The 21,190-nt window shown below is 31.2% G+C and carries 18 protein-coding genes; 13 read left to right on the plus strand and 5 right to left on the minus strand.

Going from position 1 to position 21,190, the window contains the following annotated elements:
- The first annotated feature begins 253 nt into the window (after nucleotides 1-253).
- From lon to cmk, 6 genes are all read left to right on the plus strand, one after another.
- Nucleotides 254-2,701 (plus strand): endopeptidase La, encoded by a 2,448-nt coding sequence (gene lon / locus ASC41_RS16445; RefSeq protein ID WP_055437740.1) that lies wholly within the window; start codon nucleotides 254-256, stop codon nucleotides 2,699-2,701.
- Between the two features lie 2 nt (nucleotides 2,702-2,703).
- Complete coding sequence (locus ASC41_RS16450; RefSeq protein ID WP_055437741.1) at nucleotides 2,704-3,894, plus strand: LysM peptidoglycan-binding domain-containing protein; 1,191 nt, start codon at nucleotides 2,704-2,706, stop codon at nucleotides 3,892-3,894.
- Nucleotides 3,895-3,975: 81 nt separating this feature from the next.
- Nucleotides 3,976-4,512, plus strand: a complete 537-nt coding sequence (locus ASC41_RS16455; RefSeq protein WP_055437742.1) for a LysM peptidoglycan-binding domain-containing protein — start codon at nucleotides 3,976-3,978, stop codon at nucleotides 4,510-4,512.
- Between the two features lie 49 nt (nucleotides 4,513-4,561).
- A complete protein-coding gene (gene porQ, locus ASC41_RS16460; RefSeq protein WP_055437743.1) occupies nucleotides 4,562-5,581 on the plus strand; it encodes a type IX secretion system protein PorQ in 1,020 nt (339 codons plus the stop codon).
- Nucleotides 5,582-5,603: 22 nt separating this feature from the next.
- Nucleotides 5,604-6,521 carry an ExbD/TolR family protein gene (locus ASC41_RS16465; protein ID WP_152971511.1) on the plus strand — a complete coding sequence of 306 codons (918 nt, stop codon included), beginning with the start codon at nucleotides 5,604-5,606 and terminating at the stop codon, nucleotides 6,519-6,521.
- A 17-nt stretch (nucleotides 6,522-6,538) separates the two neighbouring features.
- Nucleotides 6,539-7,234, plus strand: a complete 696-nt coding sequence (gene cmk / locus ASC41_RS16470; protein WP_055437745.1) for a (d)CMP kinase — start codon at nucleotides 6,539-6,541, stop codon at nucleotides 7,232-7,234.
- Between the two features lie 210 nt (nucleotides 7,235-7,444).
- Here the strand turns inward: cmk and ASC41_RS16475 are convergent, their stop codons facing one another.
- Nucleotides 7,445-7,822, minus strand: a complete 378-nt coding sequence (locus ASC41_RS16475; protein WP_055437746.1) for a LysM peptidoglycan-binding domain-containing protein — start codon at nucleotides 7,820-7,822, stop codon at nucleotides 7,445-7,447.
- A 434-nt stretch (nucleotides 7,823-8,256) separates the two neighbouring features.
- Here ASC41_RS16475 and rpsA point away from each other — a divergent pair, with 434 nt between their 5' ends.
- The 5 genes from rpsA (at nucleotide 8,257) to ASC41_RS16500 (ending at nucleotide 13,153) form a co-directional block, all read left to right on the plus strand.
- On the plus strand, nucleotides 8,257-10,089 hold the full coding sequence (gene rpsA, locus ASC41_RS16480) for a 30S ribosomal protein S1 (RefSeq protein ID WP_055437747.1): 1,833 nt from the start codon (nucleotides 8,257-8,259) through the stop codon (nucleotides 10,087-10,089).
- 153 nt (nucleotides 10,090-10,242) lie between these two features.
- A complete protein-coding gene (gene pyrR, locus ASC41_RS16485; RefSeq protein WP_055437748.1) occupies nucleotides 10,243-10,782 on the plus strand; it encodes a bifunctional pyr operon transcriptional regulator/uracil phosphoribosyltransferase PyrR in 540 nt (179 codons plus the stop codon).
- 158 nt (nucleotides 10,783-10,940) lie between these two features.
- A complete protein-coding gene (locus tag ASC41_RS16490; RefSeq protein ID WP_055437749.1) occupies nucleotides 10,941-11,870 on the plus strand; it encodes an aspartate carbamoyltransferase catalytic subunit in 930 nt (309 codons plus the stop codon).
- 3 nt (nucleotides 11,871-11,873) lie between these two features.
- A complete protein-coding gene (locus ASC41_RS16495) occupies nucleotides 11,874-12,206 on the plus strand; it encodes a hypothetical protein (protein WP_055437750.1) in 333 nt (110 codons plus the stop codon).
- A gap of 41 nt (nucleotides 12,207-12,247) precedes the next feature.
- Nucleotides 12,248-13,153, plus strand: a complete 906-nt coding sequence (locus ASC41_RS16500) for a ribonuclease Z (protein ID WP_055437751.1) — start codon at nucleotides 12,248-12,250, stop codon at nucleotides 13,151-13,153.
- A gap of 48 nt (nucleotides 13,154-13,201) precedes the next feature.
- Here the strand turns inward: ASC41_RS16500 and ASC41_RS16505 are convergent, their stop codons facing one another.
- Nucleotides 13,202-13,618 carry a hypothetical protein gene (locus ASC41_RS16505; RefSeq protein ID WP_055437752.1) on the minus strand — a complete coding sequence of 139 codons (417 nt, stop codon included), beginning with the start codon at nucleotides 13,616-13,618 and terminating at the stop codon, nucleotides 13,202-13,204.
- 270 nt (nucleotides 13,619-13,888) lie between these two features.
- Here ASC41_RS16505 and pdxH point away from each other — a divergent pair, with 270 nt between their 5' ends.
- Both pdxH and ASC41_RS16515 read left to right on the plus strand, forming a co-directional pair.
- Entirely contained in the window at nucleotides 13,889-14,536 is a 648-nt protein-coding gene (gene pdxH / locus ASC41_RS16510; RefSeq protein ID WP_055437753.1) for a pyridoxamine 5'-phosphate oxidase, read from the plus strand.
- A 182-nt stretch (nucleotides 14,537-14,718) separates the two neighbouring features.
- The gene (locus tag ASC41_RS16515; RefSeq protein WP_055437754.1) at nucleotides 14,719-15,204 is read left to right on the plus strand and encodes a CAP domain-containing protein; all 486 of its coding nucleotides are present in this window, start codon (nucleotides 14,719-14,721) and stop codon (nucleotides 15,202-15,204) included.
- Between the two features lie 158 nt (nucleotides 15,205-15,362).
- Here the strand turns inward: ASC41_RS16515 and ASC41_RS16520 are convergent, their stop codons facing one another.
- The 3 genes from ASC41_RS16520 to ASC41_RS16530 all read right to left on the minus strand — a co-directional run.
- Nucleotides 15,363-17,306 (minus strand): OmpA family protein, encoded by a 1,944-nt coding sequence (locus tag ASC41_RS16520; protein ID WP_055437755.1) that lies wholly within the window; start codon nucleotides 17,304-17,306, stop codon nucleotides 15,363-15,365.
- Nucleotides 17,307-17,312: 6 nt separating this feature from the next.
- Complete coding sequence (locus tag ASC41_RS16525; protein ID WP_055437756.1) at nucleotides 17,313-18,260, minus strand: PorP/SprF family type IX secretion system membrane protein; 948 nt, start codon at nucleotides 18,258-18,260, stop codon at nucleotides 17,313-17,315.
- Between the two features lie 8 nt (nucleotides 18,261-18,268).
- Nucleotides 18,269-21,190 (minus strand): T9SS type B sorting domain-containing protein (locus tag ASC41_RS16530; protein ID WP_152971512.1); only part of this gene is annotated, 2,922 nt, incomplete at its 5' end.

Consider the following 21,190-nt stretch of genomic DNA (forward strand, 5'->3'; position numbering starts at 1 on the left):
GTTGTTTACTAAGTTGTGATTAATCACAGATAATAAATTTTAAAGATATGAGTAAGAAAACTATTAACTGCTCACTATTAATTATTAACTAAAAAGATTGGCATATTAATTGAAGTTTTACTAAACGATATAAACACTGGATTATTTTTAATGCACTAATAGTCAATGTGTTTTGTTGTTTTTAATACTAATTTTATAAAAAAAGCATTATTAGCCTATTACTATTTGGTGACATAATGACGTAAATATACATATGAAGAAATCTAATTTTATTAGTCTAGACAGTTTGTCATTGCAGGATTTTGATGAGAATTCAGAGTTAATTCCATTAATGACACCAGAAGACGAAGAGAAAATAAACAAAGAAGAATTACCAGAAACATTACCAATCTTATCGTTGCGTAATACTGTATTATTTCCTGGTGTTGTAATCCCAATTACAGCAGGAAGAGATAAGAGTATTAAGTTAATAGACGATGCTAATAAAGGCAATAAGGTTATTGGTGTAGTGTCGCAAAAGGACGAGGCTGTAGAAGACCCAAAAGCTGGAGATATACATTTAGTAGGTACAGTTGCACGTATTCTTAAAGTGCTTAAAATGCCAGATGGTAACACAACAGTTATTATTCAAGGTAAAAAGCGTTTTAGTATTGCTGAGGTTATTACAGAAGAGCCATACATTAATGCTACGGTAAGAGAAGTGCCAGAAGCAAAGCCGGCGAAAAAGAATAAAGAATTTCAAGCGATTACAGATTCTATAAAAGATTTATCGCTTCAAATTATAAAGGACAGTCCAAATATTCCTAGTGAAGCTTCTTTTGCTATTAATAATATTGAGAGCGATTCGTTTTTAATAAATTTTGTTTCTTCTAATATGAATTTGCCCGTAGAAGACAAACAAAAGCTTTTAGAAATAAACGATCTTAAAGAACGTGCATTAGAAACGTTAAAGTTTATGAATATCGAACTTCAGAAATTGGAGTTAAAAAATGATATCCAGTCTAAGGTTCAAAGTGATATGAACCAGCAGCAACGTGAGTATTTCTTAAATCAGCAAATGAAAACCATACAAGAAGAACTTGGTGGTGGTAATGCAGAGGAGATGGAAGACATGAAACTGCGTGCTAAAGATAAAAAGTGGGACGATAAAGTAAAAGAGCATTTTGAAAAGGAATTATCGAAAATGCAACGCATGAATCCACAAGTTGCAGAATACTCAATACAACGTAACTATTTAGATTTGTTTCTAGATTTACCTTGGAATGAATTCAGCAAGGATAAATTCGATCTTAAACGTGCTAAAAAGATATTGGATAGAGACCACTATGGTTTAGACGATGTTAAAAAACGTATTATAGAATACTTAGCAGTATTAAAATTACGTAATGATATGAAATCCCCAATTCTTTGTCTTTACGGACCTCCAGGAGTTGGTAAAACCTCTTTAGGAAAATCTATAGCAGAAGCACTTGGTAGAGAGTACGTGCGTATGTCTTTAGGTGGTTTACGTGACGAAGCAGAAATTAGAGGACATAGAAAAACGTATATTGGTGCTATGCCAGGACGTATAATTCAGTCTTTAAAAAAGGCCGGAACATCTAATCCTGTATTTGTTTTAGACGAGATAGATAAATTAACAAATTCTAATCAAGGCGATCCATCGTCTGCATTATTAGAGGTTTTAGACCCAGAACAGAATAGCGAGTTTCATGATAATTTCTTAGAAATGGGTTACGATTTATCTAAGGTGTTATTTATTGCAACTTCTAATAGTTTAGGTAGCATACAACCTGCACTAAGAGATAGAATGGAAATTATAAATGTAACCGGTTATACTATTGAAGAAAAAGTAGAAATAGGTAAACGTCATTTATTACCAAAGCAACTTAAAGAGCATGGTTTAGAAGATAAGCACTTAAAGCTTGGTAAGCCACAAATAGAAAAAATTGTAGAAGGTTATACAAGAGAGTCTGGAGTAAGAAGTTTAGATAAGCAAATTGCAAAAATGGTGCGTTATGCAGCCATGAATATTGCAATGGAAGAAGAATACGACCTTAAAGTAACTAACGATACTGTTATTGAAGTTTTAGGCGGACCCAAATTAGAGCGTGATAAATACGAAAATAACGATGTTGCAGGAGTAGTTACAGGTTTAGCTTGGACTAGAGTAGGTGGTGATATTTTATTTATAGAATCTATTTTATCTAAAGGTAAAGGCTCAATGTCTATTACTGGTAACTTAGGTAAAGTAATGAAGGAATCTGCAACAATAGCTATGGAATACATAAAAGCTAATGCTGAAGAGTTTGATATTAATCCAGATGTTTTCGATAAGTACAATGTGCATATTCATGTACCAGAAGGAGCAACACCTAAAGATGGTCCAAGTGCAGGAGTTACAATGTTAACTTCTTTAGTGTCTTTATTTACGCAACGAAAAGTAAAAAAGAGTCTTGCAATGACGGGAGAAATTACACTTCGTGGGAAAGTTTTACCAGTTGGCGGAATTAAAGAAAAAATATTAGCTGCAAAGCGAGCAAGGATTAAAGAAATATTACTTTGTGAGGAGAACAGAAGAGACATTGAGGAAATTAAGCAAGATTATTTAAAAGGCTTAACTTTCCATTATGTTACAGATATGAAAGATGTTTTAAAGCTAGCTTTAACAAAGCAAAAGGTTAAAAACGCTAAAAAATTATAAAAATGAAAGCAATCGCAATTGGTTTATTCAGTTTACTATCATTAGGAGTTTTTGCTCAAGAGACTGATGAAGAATTTCTTCCTATTGAAGTAGAAGGCAAAGAAGCATTTATGTCTACTAAAACTGGAGAATTTACCTTTCGCGAACATGCAAAAACAGATCCTGCTCAATTAAAAACAACTGCAAGCGGAGTTGTTTATACAGATATTTCTATACATACTATTAAAAAAGGTGAAACATTATCTGCTGTAGCCAGGAAAAACGGTATTACTGTTTCAGAACTTAAAAATTATAATAAAGAAGCAACTTCAAATTTAAAAATTGGAAGTAAACTTAAAATTGTAAAAAAAGTACTGGTTAAATCTAGTAGTCCGGTTATTAGTTATGCAGGAGAAGAACAAATTATAGCAAAGTTACGTCCAGGTGAATCTCCTGGACAGTTTGCTGCTCCACCATCTGTAGAAGAGGTGGAAAGTAAAGTTATTGAAACTAAGAAGACAGAAGAGAAGCCTTCGGCTACTATTTATAAAGTAGAAACAAGTGTTAAGAATCCTATTTTTGGGTTGGATAATACTGATGATGCTAGAGAGGAAGAATCTATAGAAGATTTATCTAAAGCAATTAGTAAAGAAGTAAAAGAAGCTAAAACTGAAGTTATAAAAGAGAAGGTTGCTATTGAAGTTGAGGAGATTGAAACAAAGAAAGAAACTAAAAAAGAGAAATTAGCAAGGCTAAAAGCCGAAATGCTGGCTTTAGAAGCAGAGTTAGAGGAAGAAACGCCTAAAAAAGTCTCAATTAAAGAAACAGTTGAAAAAGAAGTAGAGAAAGTAAATACATCTGTAGCCGAAACTAAAAAGGTTGCAACTACAGAAGCTGAAACTACAAAAGTGATTGAGCAAGTAAAAAAGACGAATTTAAAAACTGAAATATCTATTGCAGAGAAAGCAAAACAAGCTATAGCATCGGTTAGAAAAACTGAAAAACAAGTTGAGGTTTCTAAAGAAGTTGCTACAGAGAAAGATTCTGAAGAAGAAAAAAGTGAAGCAACTTACTATACTGTGGCTAAAGGTAATTCGTTATGGTTTATTGCTCAAGAACACAATATGACAGTAGAAGGAATAAAGAAGCTGAATAATTTAAAGAATAATAACCTTAAAATTGGTCAGAAATTAAAAGTCACTCCTAAAAAATAATTCAAATTAAATCTTCTAGTTTTCGTTAGTTATTTAGTTAGTGGGAACAATTACAGAAAAATCAAACACATTTTTTATAGTATGAATAAAATAGTATTGGCATGCTTATGCCTAATAAGTATTAGTGCATTTTCTCAAGAAAACATTGTAGATGTTACTATAGATGGTATGCCAGCAAAAATGAATACTACAACTGGAGTTTATACATTTACAAATGGTGCGCCAAGTAGTTATACTTCTCAATCTAATACGCAAACAGAACCCACAACAGTAGCCGTAGTTAGTGAAGCCAATGTTATAGTAACTAACGATGGTACAATACATACTGTAAGTAAGGGTGAAACTTTATATTCTATTTCTAAGAAATATCAAATTAGTATGGCTCAAATTAAGAGCATAAATAATCTAAATACCAATGTGCTTAGTGTAGATCAAAAGCTAAAAATTGGATATAATACTTCAGTTGAAATTAAAGAAGTATTAGTTTATACAGTAGTTAAAGGTGATACTTTATACCGTATTGCAAAAGCATCAAATCTTTCTGTTCAAGAATTAAAAGAACTAAATAACTTAGAAAATAATAATATTAGCATAGGCCAAGAACTTAAATTAAAATAAAAAACACAACTCTGCGTTTTAAGATAGATTTAATTACTTTTGCGACTTTATGCTTAAAAAAATTATTCTTTTTAGTTTTATTTTATTTAGCACCTTTTGCTTTGCGCAATTAGGTGGTCAATCTACTTATCAATTTTTAAATTTAGTATCCTCTCCAAGGCAAGCCGCTTTAGGTGGTAAAGTACTTACCAATGTAGATTGGGATGTTACTCAAGCACTTTATAATCCTGCGACTATTAATGTAGAAATGGATAATCAGTTTGCTTTGAATTATACTAATTATTTAGGAGGTATTAAATACGGTACTGCAGCTTATGCATACACAGTAGATAGACGTGTGCAAACTTACCATGCAGGAGTTACATATATTAATTATGGTGATTTTGAAGGTTATGATGAAGAAGGAAACGAAACTAGTGAGTTCTCGGGTTCCGAAATAGCATTGTCCTTTGGTTACGCCAAGCAAATAGGTTATAGCGATTTTTATGCTGGAGCAAACATAAAACTAATTAACTCTAGTTTGGAACAATACAACTCGTTTGGTGTTGCCACAGATTTGGCACTTATGTATATAGACGAGCGTTTAGAGTTTCAAGGTACTTTGGTAGTTAGAAACCTTGGAACGCAAATTACTACCTATGCCGGTAGGCAAGAATCTTTACCTTTAGAAATAGATATAGGTCTATCTCAAACTTTAGAAAATGTACCATTACGTTGGCATTTAACTTTCGAGAATTTACAGCAATGGCCAATTGGAGAATCTAATCCTGCCAGAGCAACTACAGATTTAGAAGGTAATCAAGAACAAGAAAAAGTTGGTTTTTTATCTCAAGTTATAAGACACACAATACTAGGAGCAGAGCTATTTCCAAGTAAAGGTTTTAATATTCGTTTAGGCTATAACTTTAGACGTGCCGAAGAATTGCGTATAGAAGATCAACGTAACTTTTCAGGTTTATCGGCTGGTTTTTCTGTAAAACTTAATAAAATGCGTTTTAGTTATACTCATGCTAAATATACTTCAGCTGCAAACTCTAACTTTTTTGGGTTACAAATAGATTTAAAGTAATATTACTCAATAAACAGAATTTATGAAAAAGTTTATTTTTTCAAGCATAGGTGTTTTATTGTGCCTAACAATATCATTTGCTCAAGATACTCGACCAGAGGTAGAAATGATGAATTGTATGTATAATAGTTATAAAGACGGAGGTGTCGCTTTTAAAAACATATTAAATGATTTCGAGCAGCAACTAGTTGTAAATAATTTTTTAAATGATGCATCTGGAGAAAGTTATATTGTGCTTTTAAATAAAATGTCGAACAAAGAGATTAATAATTTAAAGTTATCTTCATTCTCTTTTAATGCTATTAAAGAAATAGAAACACTTAGTGTATTAGAAGCTCAAATTTGCAGTCAGGAACTAAAAAAGGAGTTAGATTTAGACAAGTTTAAAGGAACAAAATTAGATAGTGTAATGAATGAGGTAATGTCTGCAAATAACATATCTATTACGCAATATTCGAGTTCTTTGTTATCTTTTTTAACGGCAGAAGATTTCGAATTAGATCTATATAAAATAAATTTATTGTATTTTTTTGGAATCGTTAATAACGATATTAATTCGGGTATAGAAAGAAAAGGATCTATTGACTATAAGGAAACAGAAACCTTTAACTTAGAGAAATCAATAAAGGTATTTATTAATTCAGAAAACAAGATTTTTATTGATAATAATGAAGTTTCAGTTGAAGTATTAAATAATAAAATTAGAGATTATATGGTTCAAAATAAATCGGAATCATATATAGTAATTGAAAATGATTTGGAGGTTTTTTACGAAAAGTACATACAAGTCCAAAATTCAATTATTTCTACAATTAATACTTTAAGAAAAGAGTTGTCAATTAAAAAGTTTGATAAAGAATATAAAGATTTAAATATTGAAGAGGTTGAGATAGTTAAAGCGGTCTATCCAAGAAATATTAGAGAATCAAATTCAGAATAAATTAGAATTCTATTTTAATGCAAAAAATAACAATAGCCATAGACGGTTTTTCGTCAACAGGAAAAAGTACAGTCGCAAAACAACTAGCAAAACATTTAGGTTACATTTATGTAGATACAGGAGCAATGTATCGTGCAGTAACCTTATTTACTATGCGCAATGGTTTTATTACTAAAGAAGATTTTAATGTTAATGCATTAGTAGAAAAACTAGGAGAAATAACCATTAATTTTAAGTTTAATCCAGATTTAGGTTTCGCTGAGGTTTATTTAAATGGCGAAAACATCGAAAGAGAAATTAGAACATTAGAGGTCTCAAGCTATGTAAGTAAAGTAGCGGCAATACCAGAAGTGCGTTACCAATTGGTAAAGCAACAACAACAAATGGGAAAAGATAAAGGTGTTGTTATGGACGGTAGAGATATTGGTACAGTAGTATTCCCTTATGCAGAGCTAAAACTTTTTATGATAGCTTCCGCTGAAAAAAGAGCAACACGTCGTTTCGATGAGTTAATAGGCAGAGGAGACGATGTAAGTTATCAAGATGTTTTAAGAAATGTACAAGAACGTGATTATATAGATTCTAATAGAGAAGATTCTCCATTACGTAAGGCAGATGATGCTATAGAAATAAATAATAGCGATTTGTCTTTAGAAGAACAGTTTAAAAAAGTATTACACTTAGTAGAAACAACTTTTGAAGGTTTAGAGTAAAATTATTTAGCTGTATACAGTATAAAAAAAAGCCCTTAGTTCCTTCACAAAATTTCTAAGTATAAAGAATTGTATCGATAAATTTTTAGTTAAATACGCAGCAAAATAGATTCCTACCTTTACAGGAATGACAAATAACCAAATTAATGCAAAACAAAAAGCGAGCTAACAATTGTTAACTCGCTTTTCAAAAGAAATCGCTATTAATTCCTATAAATTCGGAATTATTAATTCTTGATCTGGGTGTATTACATCTGGGTTCTTTAATATATCAGTGTTTGCTTTAAAAATAGCATTGTATTTTCCAGCACTTCCGTAATATTGTTTTGCAATAGCTCCTAAAGTTTCTCCACTTTTAACAGTGTGTCTAGCAAAGACGCTTGAATCAGCAACAGTTATATCTGCAACAATATCACTTGGGCTTTCACCGCCAGAAGCTTTTATTTCATCCCATATTAAATTCTTTTCATATTGCGTAGCAGCAGTTCCTTTTACTGTTAATACACCATTAGCTTCAGAAACGTCTCCGTTTTGAATGTTTAATTTCTCGCCTAAATCAAGTACTGCTTGATATTTTGCTCTTACCATATTTGTTTTGTTTTTAAGTGTTATTCTTATAGTACTAAAGATAGTAATTAATCATTTAATAAGTCTCTATATAAATTCTATAAAAACATAACACATTAATTTATTAGATTAAGTGTGTTTTTTTGTCGATAAAACGCATAATTAAGGCAAGTGTTATATCCTTTATAAATAGACTGTTTAATATCTTTAAGGTATTGAATTATAGCATGTTTATTTTTTTTGTAATGTGCTTAGGTAAAATGATTTAAAAGTATTATTTTTGCACTCCTTTTTAGCACCTCTAGGAAAGATGAAAAGGGATTAAAACAAAAATATTTATAACACTTCTGTGTGTTAGTGCTTTAGAATCTTCCAAGACATACAGAATACAACGCGATGTAAACGTATTTCTCAAAAAAGAGGAAACGAATATAAACATCGCAGAATTATTTTCAATGGCTGACAAAGCAAAAGAAGTAGAAGCTCAAGAAGTAGCAACTGCAAAAAAAGAAGCTCCAGTAGTATCTGAAGCACAAGCAAATCCTGAAAAATTCTTAAAAGAATTCAACTGGCACAACTACCAAGAAGGTATTGATGAAGTTGAAGATTCTCAATTAAAAGAATTTGAAAAATTAGTATCAGAAAATTTCGTTGACACATTAGATGACGAGGTTGTAACTGGAGAAGTAGTTTTCATGTCTGACCGTGATGTTATTATTGACATTAACGCAAAGTCTGAAGGTGTTATTTCTTTAAACGAATTTCGTTACAATCCAGATTTAAAAGTTGGAGACAAAGTAGAAGTATTAATCGATGTTCGTGAAGACGCAACAGGACAATTAGTATTATCTCATAGAAAAGCACGTGTTATTAAAGCATGGGATCGTGTAAACAATGCACACGATACAGGTGAAATCGTTAATGGTTTCGTTAAGTGTAGAACTAAAGGTGGTATGATTGTAGATGTTTTCGGAATCGAAGCATTCTTACCAGGTTCTCAAATTGACGTTAAGCCAATTAGAGATTACGACCAGTACGTAAATAAAACTATGGAATTTAAAGTTGTGAAAATCAACCACGAATTCAAAAACGTAGTAGTTTCTCATAAAGCTTTAATTGAAGCTGATATTGAAGAACAGAAAAAAGAAATTATCGGTCAATTAGAAAAAGGTCAAGTATTAGAAGGTATCGTTAAGAACATTACTTCTTACGGTGTATTTATTGATCTTGGTGGTGTTGATGGATTAGTACATATTACAGATTTATCTTGGTCAAGAATCAACCATCCAAATGAGATTGTTGAGTTAGATCAGAAATTAAATGTTGTAATCCTTGATTTCGATGAGAACAAATCAAGAATCCAATTAGGTCTTAAGCAATTATCTAAACATCCTTGGGATGCTTTAGGAGAAAGCGTAGCAGTTGGAGACAAAGTAAAAGGTAAAGTTGTTGTAATCGCAGATTACGGTGCATTTATCGAAGTTGCAGAAGGTGTTGAAGGTTTAGTTCACGTTTCTGAAATGTCTTGGTCTACACACTTACGTTCGGCTAACGATTTCGTAAAAGTTGGTGATATGATTGATGCTCAAATCTTAACTTTAGATAGAGAAGATCGTAAAATGTCTCTAGGTATCAAGCAATTATCGCAAGATCCATGGACAGATATTACAACTAAATATCCAGTAGGTTCAAACCACAAAGGTATTGTACGTAACTTTACAAACTTTGGTGTTTTTGTTGAATTAGAAGAAGGTATCGACGGATTAATTTATATCTCTGATTTATCTTGGACTAAGAAAATTAAGCATCCATCTGAGTTTACAAACGTAGGTGATACTTTAGAAGTAGTAGTATTAGAGTTAGATGTTGAAGGACGTAAATTATCTTTAGGTCACAAACAAACAACTGATAATCCTTGGGATAAATACGAAACTGAGTTCGCTTTAGGTTCTACACATACTGCAGAAATTTCTGAAGTTGTAGATAAAGGTGCAACTATCGATTTCAACGAAGATATCGTAGCTTTCGTTCCTTCTCGTCACCTTGAAAAAGAAGATGGTAAGAAACTTAAGAAAGGAGATTCTGCTGAATTCAAAATTATAGAATTTAACAAAGAGTTTAAGAGAGTAGTTGCTTCGCATACTGCAATCTTTAGAGAAGAAGAGATGGCTAATGTTAAAGCTGCACAAGCTAAACAAGCTTCTCAATCTGCTGAATCTAAACCAACTTTAGGTGATGCAAATGATGCTTTACAAGCTCTTAAAGATAAAATGGACGGAAAAGCTTAATTAGTTTTTTAATTCTGTACTGAATACAGAATCCATTTAATAGTATTAAAAGCCTCTTGGAAACAAGAGGCTTTTTTTTTTACCATTAATTACTCTTTATACTTCTAAAATTTTGCGCTATATTTGTGTAACTACACACGTTTGGAAAACAATATGAGTCAGAAAGTGTTACTTAATGCAACAGCCATAAACATCATTCTTCATAGATTGGCTTGCCAATTAATTGAAAACCACAAAGATTTTTCTAATACCGTTTTAATAGGCATACAGCCAAGAGGTAAGTATTTAGCTAATCGTTTAGCCGAAATGCTAAAAACGGAATACAAAATTAAAAACTTACAACTAGGTCTTTTAGATATTACTTTTTATCGCGACGATTTTAGACGTGGAGATAAAATACACGAAGCTAATACTACCGAAATAGATTTTATTGTGGAAGATAAAAATGTCGTTTTTATAGACGATGTTTTATATACAGGACGAAGTATTCGTTCTGCATTAACAGCTATACAATCTTTTGGACGACCAAACGAAATAGAATTACTTACTTTAATAGATAGACGTTTTAGTAGACACTTACCAATACAGCCAAATTATAGAGGCAGACAAGTAGATGCTATAAACGAGGAGAAGGTAAAAGTAAGTTGGAAAGAGAACGATGGAGAGGATGCCGTTTATTTAGTAAGAAGTTAGATTAAATTTGCTATACTATATGTTTTTATACGTAGAGTAGTTAAAGTACTTCTAATTATAAATATTATTTGTCATTCCTGCGTATGCGCAGGAATCCACAATAAAAGAATAAAGAAATAGATTCCTGTTTTTTGGCAGGATTGACAAAAGAAAAAATTATGAGCGAATTAAGTGTTAATCACTTATTAGGAATTAAATACCTTCAAGAAAAAGATATTCAACTTATTTTTGAAACTGCAGATCATTTTAAAAAAGTGATTAATCGACCTATTAAAAAGGTGCCATCGCTTAGAGATATTACAATAGCTAATTTATTTTTTGAAAATTCTACAAGAACAAAACTGTCTTTTGAGTTAGCCGAAAAACGTTTATCAGCTGATGTTATAAACTTTTCCGCAGGACAATCTTCAGTTAAAAAAGGAGAAACTCTAATAGATACAGTTAATAATATTTTATCTATGAAAGTAGATATGGTAGTTATGCGACATCCTAATCCTGGCGCAGGAGTATTTTTATCTAAACATGTAAAAGCAAACATTATTAATGCAGGAGATGGCGCACATGAGCATCCTACGCAAGCCTTGTTAGATTCTTACTCAATAAGAGAGCGTTTAGGAGATGTTGCTGGAAAAAATGTAGTTATTGTTGGTGATATTTTACATAGTCGTGTTGCATTATCTAATATTTATGCTTTAAAATTACAAGGCGCTAATGTTATGGTATGCGGACCAAAAACATTATTACCAAAATATATAGACCAATTAGGCGTTAAAGTAGAAACGAACTTACGCAAAGCATTACAATGGTGTGATGTAGCCAATATGTTGCGTGTTCAAAACGAGCGTATGGACATTAGTTACTTTCCATCAACAAGAGAATATACACAACAATTTGGAGTTAATAAAGCACTATTAGATTCTTTAGATAAAGAAATAACTATTATGCATCCCGGACCAATTAATAGAGGTGTTGAGATTACAAGTGATGTTGCAGATTCTAAGCAAGCTATTATTTTAGATCAAGTAGAAAATGGAGTAGCAGTTAGGATGGCAGTAATATATTTATTAGCTTCAAAAATAAAACAATAAATTATGATAATAGATCAAGAAGAAAACACTTCAATAATTACACAAGAGAAGGCTACTATTATAGAATTAGTAAAAAAAATAGAAGCACTATATCCAAAATTTGAAAAACATAACATCATTATAAAATTATCTTCTTTGGGAGAAATAACTTTAGAGAATGTTAATGAGTTTTTACGTCTTTCAAAAAAGCACCGTGCAGCAAAACATTCGTTTGTAGTGGTTACAAATGCAATGGGTGCAGACGAAACTCCAGAAGAAATTATAGTAGTGCCAACAGTTAAAGAAGCTTTCGATATTATTGAAATGGAAGTTATGGAACGTGATTTAGGTATTTAATTTTCACTTAAAGTCAAAAATTTTTAAGCTATATTGTATTAATGAAATTAAACATCTTAGGTTGTTATAGCGCAACACCACGAACGTTTACTAATCCTACATCTCAAGTATTAGAAATAAACAATCATGTTTTTTTAATAGATTGTGGAGAAGGTACCCAAGTGCAATTGCGTAAGCATAAGATTAAGTTTAATCGTATTAAACACATTTTTATATCGCATTTACATGGTGATCATTTCTTTGGTCTTGTTGGTTTAATATCAACCATGCGACTATTAACACGTGAGACAGATTTACACATTCATGCACCAAAAGGTTTAAAAGAAGTAGTTACGTTACAGATGAAATTAGCTAACTCATGGACTAATTATAATCTTTATTTTCATGAATTAACCAGCAAATCTTCAGAGTTAATTTTTGAAGATGATAAAGTAGAAGTGCATACAATACCTTTAGACCATCGAGTATATACTAACGGTTTCTTATTCAAAGAAAAAGAAGGAGATCGTAAGCTAGATATGAATGCAGTTTTAAATTCAAATATAGATGTCGCTTATTATAGAAAGTTAAAACAAGGTTTCGATGTAGAGAATAACGACGGACAACTAGTAAAAAATGAAACCGTTACATTTCCTCCAGAAAAACCCAAAAGTTATGCCTTTTGTAGTGATACTGCATATAAAGAAGACATTGTACCACTTATTAAAGATGTAGATGTTTTATATCATGAATCTACCTTTTTAGAGCAGCATGCACATTTAGCTCCTAAAACAAAACATAGTACAGCAAAAGAGGCAGGAAGTATAGCAAAACAAGCCAATGTTGGTACTTTGTTATTAGGACACTATTCTACACGATACGACGATTTAAACCTTTTTAAAACTGAAGCCCAAGAGCATTTTACAAATGTAGAGCTTGCTGACGATGGTAAAGTTTTCGAATTTTAAAAGTATAGTGTACCTTTTTGTATCAGAGACATAGCTGAATTCATTAAGCTAATCCTTAAATTCTTTTAGATTTGTAATCCAATTTATAGAATCTTCTATATTATCGGTCCTTTTTATACTTTTCTTAGAAAACTGTTTTTCAATAGTTGCATTAACGTAGTTTATTTGAGAATAACATATAGCTACACTAGCAATAATAAAATCGTAATTTTCGTGAAATTTTTTCCATAAGTTTGGTTCATAGGAATAAGAGTTTACTTTGTTGGAGATGTAACCAATTTTACAATTTACTCCATAATAAGAAAAGACTAATTCTATAATTTTTTCTATTTTATTCCAATCTAAGTGAACACCATAATTTATTTCAGAAAGAAAAAACTTGGGAAATAAATATATTTTACCAAAAGGTAATTCTTTAACAGTATAAATAAGTTGTTTACTTATTTGAGAGTTTTCAAATTGCATTTTAAGCTGGTTAGTTTATCCTAAATATATTAATTTAAAACCTCATTTTACCCAGTTTTTAATTTGTTTTAAGAGCTAATCCATTAGCTTTTTTTATGTTTTTTCTATCAGTTTAATTATGAGTTTGTTAGACTTAGCACACGTTACTATTATTTTTTTATTAAAAAATGAAGCTCTATAGATTTTAGAATATTTACAGAATAACACGATTTTCTCTTTTAATTTATTAAAACTTTTTTAAGATGATTTTTAATTCTTGTAAATTGCACTATGGAAAAAGATTTAGGAAATTACAGAAGGTCTTACGAGAAAAACGAACTATTACTCGAAGACACACCAGAGAACCCAATAGAGCTTTTTAGAACTTGGTTTAATGAAGTTGATACTTATTTTCCAGAAGATGAAACTAATGCCATGACGATTTCTACAATTGGTTTAAATGGCTTTCCAAAAAATAGAGTAGTGCTTCTTAAAAAATTCACGTACGAAGGTTTTATTTTTTATACCAATTACGAAAGTGAAAAAGGTATGGCAATACAAAACAATCCTAAAGTATGTTTGTCTTTTTTTTGGGCTGGAGCTGAAAGACAGATTATAATAAAAGGTAAAGCCGAGAAAATAGCCTCAAATTTAAGTGATGGTTATTTTGAATCTCGTCCTAGAGGAAGTCAATTGGGAGCGATAGTTTCTAAACAGAGTAGTATTATAGAAAATAGAAATTTTTTAGAAACGAAATTAATTGATTTAGAGCAAGAATATGAAGGTAAAGAGATATCAAGACCAGAATTTTGGGGAGGCTTTATTGTAAAACCTATTGAAATAGAATTTTGGCAAGGAAGAGCTAATAGATTGCATGATCGTATTCATTATAGGATGGATGAGGATTATTCTTGGGTTAAGAATAGGTTATCACCATGATTGACGATTAATGGTTGTTTTTTTTCGTTGAAATACACTTTGAATTGTTTTGAAATTGTGTTTTAACGATTAAAAACATTTAATAACGATGAAATACATGTATTTCATCGATTTTAACATTTCTTTAACACTTCGTAAGGTTTTGGTTGGGTATATTTAAATCCCAAACAAATTGTACCCTTATGAAAACGATACTTAACCTACTATTGTTAGCCTTATTTTTAACTTTTGCAACATCATGTTCTTCAGAAAGTTCAGACGATTTACAACTTGAAGATATCACTATTCCACAGACAAAAGAAATCGAGATCGAGATAATGGAGCTTATTAATGCTTATAGAATTGAGAATGGTCTAAATGCATTATCTAATCATGATTTAGTAAAGTCGCAAGCTTTTAGTCATTCAGATTACATGGCAGAAGAGGATAACATGTCACATGCAAATTTTTATAATAGAAAATCATTTTTAGTAAATAATGCAGGAGCTAGTGTAGTTACAGAAAATGTAGCATTTGGGTTTACATCGGCACAATCGGTTGTTAACGCATGGATTCAAAGTGAAGGACATAGATTAAATATGGAAGGTGATTATACAAATTTTGATGTTTCTGCAGAACAGAATACGGAAGGTAAATGGTATTTTACAAATATATTTATTAGAAAATAAACAACATAATTTATAAAAAAAAAAAGCTGTTCTTTCGAAACTCTTTTTTTGGTTTAATTTTTGCTAAATTAATATTTCATTTTCGTAAATGACTTCTCTAATATTGTATATGAATTTTATATAAGATATACAGAGTAATATAAAGAGAGTAGTTACTATTATTTAGCATATCCGCTAGTAATAATAAACTTTGAACGTCTATTTTCTTGGTGTTGCTCTTCAGTACAATTTTTACTATTGGCATCGTCGCAATTGTTTATTAATTGACTTTCTCCATAACCAATAGCACTTTGCACTCTGTTTACAGCAATGCCTCTAGAGAATAAATAATCTCTTGTAGATTTAGCCCTTCTATCAGATAACTTCTCGTTATATGCAACTCTACCACGACTATCTGTATGCGACTCTATTTTTATTACCATTATTGGATGCTCACGCATAACCGCTACAATGTTTTCTAATTCGTATGCAGCATCTGGTCTAATATCATACTTGTTATAATCGAAGAAAATAGGGTTAATTACAATCTCACTATCAATTATTAAAGGAGTAAGGAAGAGATCTATAGTGTTTTCTACACCGCTTTCTTGAGTTGTAGTTACATCTTTTTGGTCTGGTCTGTATATTACTTTTTCACCAAGTACAACAAAGGTTTTATCGCAAGCTACATCTTTAAACTCATATGCACCTTTTTCGTTAGAAGTCTCCATTTGTATTACTTTACCATTTTCATCAATAAGTTTTACAACCACTTTAGGTAATGGTTCGTTAGAAAGTTTGTCTCTAGTAATTCCTTTAATTATTTGCTTACAGTCATAACGTCCAAAACTATAAATATCATCTCCACCTTTCCCACCATCTCTGTTAGAGGAAAAGTATCCAGTATTTGAATCAGTATCAATAAAAAAACCAAAATCATCGAAACCACTATTATATGGAGCGCCAAGATTTTTTACATAAACTTGTGTAGTATCTTTTTTTAGAATATTACTTTCAAAAATATCATATAAACCTAAGTTTAAATGACCATCGGATGAGAAATATAATGTAGAATCCTTTGCAATAAAAGGAAAATTTTCTCTTCCTTCGGTATTAATTTTAGCTCCTAAGTTAATAGGATTACCAAAAGTTCCATCAGTATTTATTTTTACTTTATATATATCTGTAAGACCTTTTGAACCTTCACGGTCTGAAGAAAAATATAAATCTTTTTCGTTTGGACTTAATGCAGGAGATCCAGTAGAAAAGTCTTCACCATTAAATGGTAACTCTTCTATTTTCTTCCATTTACCATCAATATTCTTTGCTCTAAATAATTTAATTTGTGAAGTACCACCTTTGTCGTATTTGGCTTTGTTCTTTTTATTTAAATTTATTCTAGTAAAATACATTGTATTACCATCTTTTGTGATAGCAACAGAACTTTCATGAAAATCGGTATTAATTTCGTTAGATGTAATTAGTGAAGGCGAAGAAACTATTTTGTTTCCTTCATCAATAGTTATTCCAGATTGATAGATATTAAGGAATGGTTCTTTATTCCATTGATACAGTTTTTTCTCGTCTATTACAGTATCTTTTACTCGAGTAGAAGCAAAGTATAAAATGCTATCTTTTTCAAAACTTCCAAAATCTGAATATTTTGTATTAATATCAAGATTTTTATAATCGACATAAACACGATCTGTAGACTCTAATGCTTCAAATTTTTCAATATCAAATACATCTTCTTCTTTTACACGTCTATCATTTTTTTTGCGCTCTTTAAAAATAGTAGTCCATTTTTTAGATTCCTCAAACTGATTTAAACTTCTTAAAGTTTGAATATATTTATAGATATACTCAGGATTTACATCCTTATATTTTGTTACTGCTTTCTTGTACCAATAACTTGCTAATTGTACGTTAGAGTTGTTGTAGTAACAATCACCAAGTCTGGTAACTACGTGTTCCGTAGTATCTCCTTTTTTTAAAACTTCTAAATAAAGTTCTGTTGCTTGATAATAGTCGTAATCTTTAAAGAAATTATCGGCTACTTTAATCTGTGCACTTATTATAGAGACAGTAAAAAGGAATAATATGGATAGTAAACTATTTTTCATTTTATATTAGAAATATCTTGGAGATTTAATACGTTTTCTTGGTTTGTACACTTCGAACATTAATAAAATTTCATGTGTTCCACTTGTATACGGTCTTAAATCGGATAAAAAATATTCATAAGAATATCCAATTCTTAATTGTTGAGAGATTTGAATATCTGCTAGCGCTCCTATGGTTGAAGTATCTTGATTATATCTATAAGCACCACCTAACCAAAATTTTTCAAAGAATAAGAGGTTTGCATTAATATCGAATGAAACAGGAGCTCCATTTGTAACTTTTAATAGGGTAGATGGTTTTAGTTTAAGATTTTCATTAAGTTCAAAAACATAACCTCCAGTTAAATAGTATCCTATTCTTTCTAAAGCTAAATATTCTGGTCCCGCATCTTGATTGCCTGTTAAATTATAATCTGTATTTAATATTCTTGGAGCAGATAAACCAACATACCATCTATTACTGTGTAAAAATAAACCAACTCCAATATTAGGATTCCAACTACTAGAAATGTCGCTAAAAAATGGATCAGAATAGACTTGCTCCTGATCTAAAAAACCAACAGTATCTAGGTTATAATGAGTAAAACCAGCTTTTAAACCAAACGCTAATTTTGTTGTTTCACTTGTGTTTATTGTATATGAAAAATCACCATACATGAAAACAAAATTTTCATAACCTAATTGATCGTTAATTACAGATAGTCCTAAACCTAACTGCTCATTTTTTAATGGAGAATGTATAGAAAGTGTTTGAGTACTTGGCCCTCCTTCTAAACCAACCCATTGACTTCTATGTAAACCAACTAAACTTATTGTTTCTCTACTTCCCGCATATGCCGGATTTACAGATATAGTATTAAACATATACTGAGAGAACTGTGGTAACTGTTGAGCAAAGGAAAAAACACAACTTAATGCTACAATAGTAAATATATAAACTCTATTTTTTTTCATTCATTTTTTTATTTGGTACCTAAATACAATGGGCCTGTAATAGGATCTAAACCACTATTTCTTAAAATAATAACATAATAATATGTGCCATTTGGAAGCTTATCTGCATTACCTAAAGATTGTTTAATAGCTTGACCACTCCAATCATTTTTATAATCTTTTACATCATAAATTATGCCTCCATAACGATTAAATATTTGTAAATCTATTATGAAACCACACTTTTGATCTCCTTGTATGAAGAAGAAATCGTTATGACCATCTCCATTTGGTGTTACAGCTTTCGAAATAACCATACCTTCTACACCACATGGCTGAACAATACATTTATCGTGTATGTTTAACGTAACTCTAATTGTAGCTCTACAATCATCATTTGTCATTGAATAGGTAAAGATATAATCACCAAGTTCTAAGTCGATAGGATCAAAAGTGCCATCAGTATCTAATATAACATCACCTTGTTCTACTGTCCAAGTTCCAGAGGTATCAATACCATCTGTTAAATATTCGAATAAATCTATAATACCATCGTTATTACAACGTTCTCCATCAAGGTTTGTAACAAAGTCTTCACTAATAACGTTTACAGTATGCGTGTAAACATTAGAGTTATTACAGCTATCGCTAACAATCCATTCCCAAACTATTTCATAGTCTTCACCGTCACCAACGTTGTTATTTGTTTCATTAAAATCGATAGTAACTTCTACATTAGAACATTCGTCTGAGAATTCTAAAGTTGGAGGCTCAGGGATTTTAGAACAAATAACATAAGATTCAGGCTCTAAATTAGTTAATAGAGTAGGAGCTGTAGTATCTTCAATTGCTAGTGTAGCAATTAGAATAGATTCGTTTCCGCAATCATCAGCAACAGTATAAGTTACTTCAATTGTTCCTCCAGCACCACAATCAGAATTTAAATTAACAAAAGCATAATTAGAAGTTACTGTATTTGTTGTATCCGCATTACAAGCATCAACACCACAAGATGTAAGAGTTGTAATGTTATTAGCATTCCATTCATCTGCTAACATTTCATTTTCACTTCCATTACATTCTATCGTTGTATTTGTAACATTACAGTTAGATAAATCAGGACCAGTTGAATCTTCAAGTGTTAATGTAGCAGTTGTTGTTGCAGTATTACCACAATCGTCAGTCACAGTATAGTTTACAATGATAGTTCCACCTAAACCACATGTTGACACTAGATTGTTAAAGTCGAAATCTGAAGTTATTGTGTAAATAGAATCTAAATCACAATCATCACCAGGACAAGTAGAAAGTGTAGTTACATTATTAGAATTCCATGCCGAAGCTATTGTATCATTATCTGTACCATTACATTCTATAGTAGTATTAGTTACATCTGTACAAATAGTTAAATCTGGAGCTGTTGTATCTTCTAGAGTAAGGGTTGCGGTAAGTTGTGTAGTATTACCACAATCATCAGCTACTGTATAAGTAACAGTAATTGCACCACCTGCACCGCAATTAGAGACTAAGTTGTTGAAGTCGTAATTAGAAGTTACTACGTTAGTAGGATCTATATCACAAGTATCAGTACCACAGTTTTGAAGTGTTGTAATATTTGCAGCATCCCAAGCGATAGCAATGTTTTCGTTATCGGTTCCACCACATTCGATAGTTTCATCTATCGCAGTACAATTAGTTAAATCGGGACCTGTTGTATCTTCTAGAGTAAGGGTTGCGGTAAGTTGTGTAGTATTACCACAATCATCAGCTACTGTATAAGTAACAGTAATTGCACCACCTGCACCGCAATTAGAGACTAAGTTGCTGAAGTCGTAATTAGAAGTTACTACGTTAGTAGGATCTATATCACAAGTATCAGTACCACAGTTTTGAAGTGTTGCAATATTTGCAGCATCCCAAGCGATAGCAATGTTTTCGTTATCGGTTCCACCACATTCGATAGTTTCATCTATCACAGTACAATTAGTTAAATCAGGACCTATTGTATCTTCTAGAGTAAGGGTTGCGGTAAGTTGTGTAGTATTACCACAATCATCAGCTACTGTATAAGTAACAGTAATTGCACCACCTGCACCGCAATTAGAGACTAAGTTGTTGAAGTCGTAATTAGAAGTTACTACGTTAGTAGGATCTATATCACAAGTATCAGTACCACAGTTTTGAAGTGTTGTAATATTTGCAGCATCCCAAGCGATAGCAATGTTTTCGTTATCGGTTCCACCACATTCGATAGTTTCATCTATCACAGTACAATTAGTTAAATCGGGACCTATTGTATCTTCTAGAGTAAGGGTTGCGGTAAATGTGCTAAAGTTCCCAGTTGTATCTGTTAGAATATATGTAACAGTAATAGTACCACTAGCTCCACAAGTAGAAATAAGATTTCCAAAAGTGTAATTTGAAGTTATAATAAAGCTATTATCACACTCATCAGTTGCACAAGCTTCTAGAGCAGCGATATTTGCAGCATTCCAAGCAATCGCAATATTTTCATTATCAACACCGCTGCATTCTATTGTTTCATCTAGAGTAGTGCAATTTGAAGTATCTGGAGGAGTTGTATCCTCAATTAACTCAGTTGTTGTTTGAGAAGTCGAAGTAACTAATGTTCCGTTTGAAACTCCTTGAGCATTTACTGTTGCAGTATTAATAACTTCAGTAGCATCAATATCTATTTGAGTTATTAAATATGTAGCTGTGTAAATCCAAATCTCAGTTAAATCTACTTGCTGATCGTTATCGACATCTCCAGAAATATAAGTAATTACTACATTAGGAGTTGTATTATCTAATAACGGATCTGTTATTATTACATTTTCTAATGATACATTACCAGTATTAGTAATCGTAAATGTATATGTAATTGTTTCGTCAATTTCTGAACAATTATTATTGTTGTCGTTATTGAAAACTCCAGTTTTTACAATATT

The organism is Lacinutrix algicola (assembly GCF_001418085.1).
Classification (GTDB): Bacteria; Bacteroidota; Bacteroidia; order Flavobacteriales; family Flavobacteriaceae; genus Lacinutrix; species Lacinutrix algicola.

Excerpts from the sequence above, each read along its gene's own strand:
- lon (WP_055437740.1), top strand. The coding sequence starts at position 254 with ATGAAGAAATCTAATTTTATTAGTCTAGACAGTTTGTCATTGCAGGAT.
- ASC41_RS16450 (WP_055437741.1), top strand. The coding sequence starts at position 2,704 with ATGAAAGCAATCGCAATTGGTTTATTCAGTTTACTATCATTAGGAGTT.
- ASC41_RS16455 (WP_055437742.1), top strand. The coding sequence starts at position 3,976 with ATGAATAAAATAGTATTGGCATGCTTATGCCTAATAAGTATTAGTGCA.
- porQ (WP_055437743.1), top strand. The coding sequence starts at position 4,562 with ATGCTTAAAAAAATTATTCTTTTTAGTTTTATTTTATTTAGCACCTTT.
- ASC41_RS16465 (WP_152971511.1), top strand. The coding sequence starts at position 5,604 with ATGAAAAAGTTTATTTTTTCAAGCATAGGTGTTTTATTGTGCCTAACA.
- cmk (WP_055437745.1), top strand. The coding sequence starts at position 6,539 with ATGCAAAAAATAACAATAGCCATAGACGGTTTTTCGTCAACAGGAAAA.
- ASC41_RS16475 (WP_055437746.1), bottom strand. The coding sequence starts at position 7,822 with ATGGTAAGAGCAAAATATCAAGCAGTACTTGATTTAGGCGAGAAATTA.
- rpsA (WP_055437747.1), top strand. The coding sequence starts at position 8,257 with ATGGCTGACAAAGCAAAAGAAGTAGAAGCTCAAGAAGTAGCAACTGCA.
- pyrR (WP_055437748.1), top strand. The coding sequence starts at position 10,243 with ATGAGTCAGAAAGTGTTACTTAATGCAACAGCCATAAACATCATTCTT.
- ASC41_RS16490 (WP_055437749.1), top strand. The coding sequence starts at position 10,941 with ATGAGCGAATTAAGTGTTAATCACTTATTAGGAATTAAATACCTTCAA.
- ASC41_RS16495 (WP_055437750.1), top strand. The coding sequence starts at position 11,874 with ATGATAATAGATCAAGAAGAAAACACTTCAATAATTACACAAGAGAAG.
- ASC41_RS16500 (WP_055437751.1), top strand. The coding sequence starts at position 12,248 with ATGAAATTAAACATCTTAGGTTGTTATAGCGCAACACCACGAACGTTT.
- ASC41_RS16505 (WP_055437752.1), bottom strand. The coding sequence starts at position 13,618 with ATGCAATTTGAAAACTCTCAAATAAGTAAACAACTTATTTATACTGTT.
- pdxH (WP_055437753.1), top strand. The coding sequence starts at position 13,889 with ATGGAAAAAGATTTAGGAAATTACAGAAGGTCTTACGAGAAAAACGAA.
- ASC41_RS16515 (WP_055437754.1), top strand. The coding sequence starts at position 14,719 with ATGAAAACGATACTTAACCTACTATTGTTAGCCTTATTTTTAACTTTT.
- ASC41_RS16520 (WP_055437755.1), bottom strand. The coding sequence starts at position 17,306 with ATGAAAAATAGTTTACTATCCATATTATTCCTTTTTACTGTCTCTATA.
- ASC41_RS16525 (WP_055437756.1), bottom strand. The coding sequence starts at position 18,260 with ATGAAAAAAAATAGAGTTTATATATTTACTATTGTAGCATTAAGTTGT.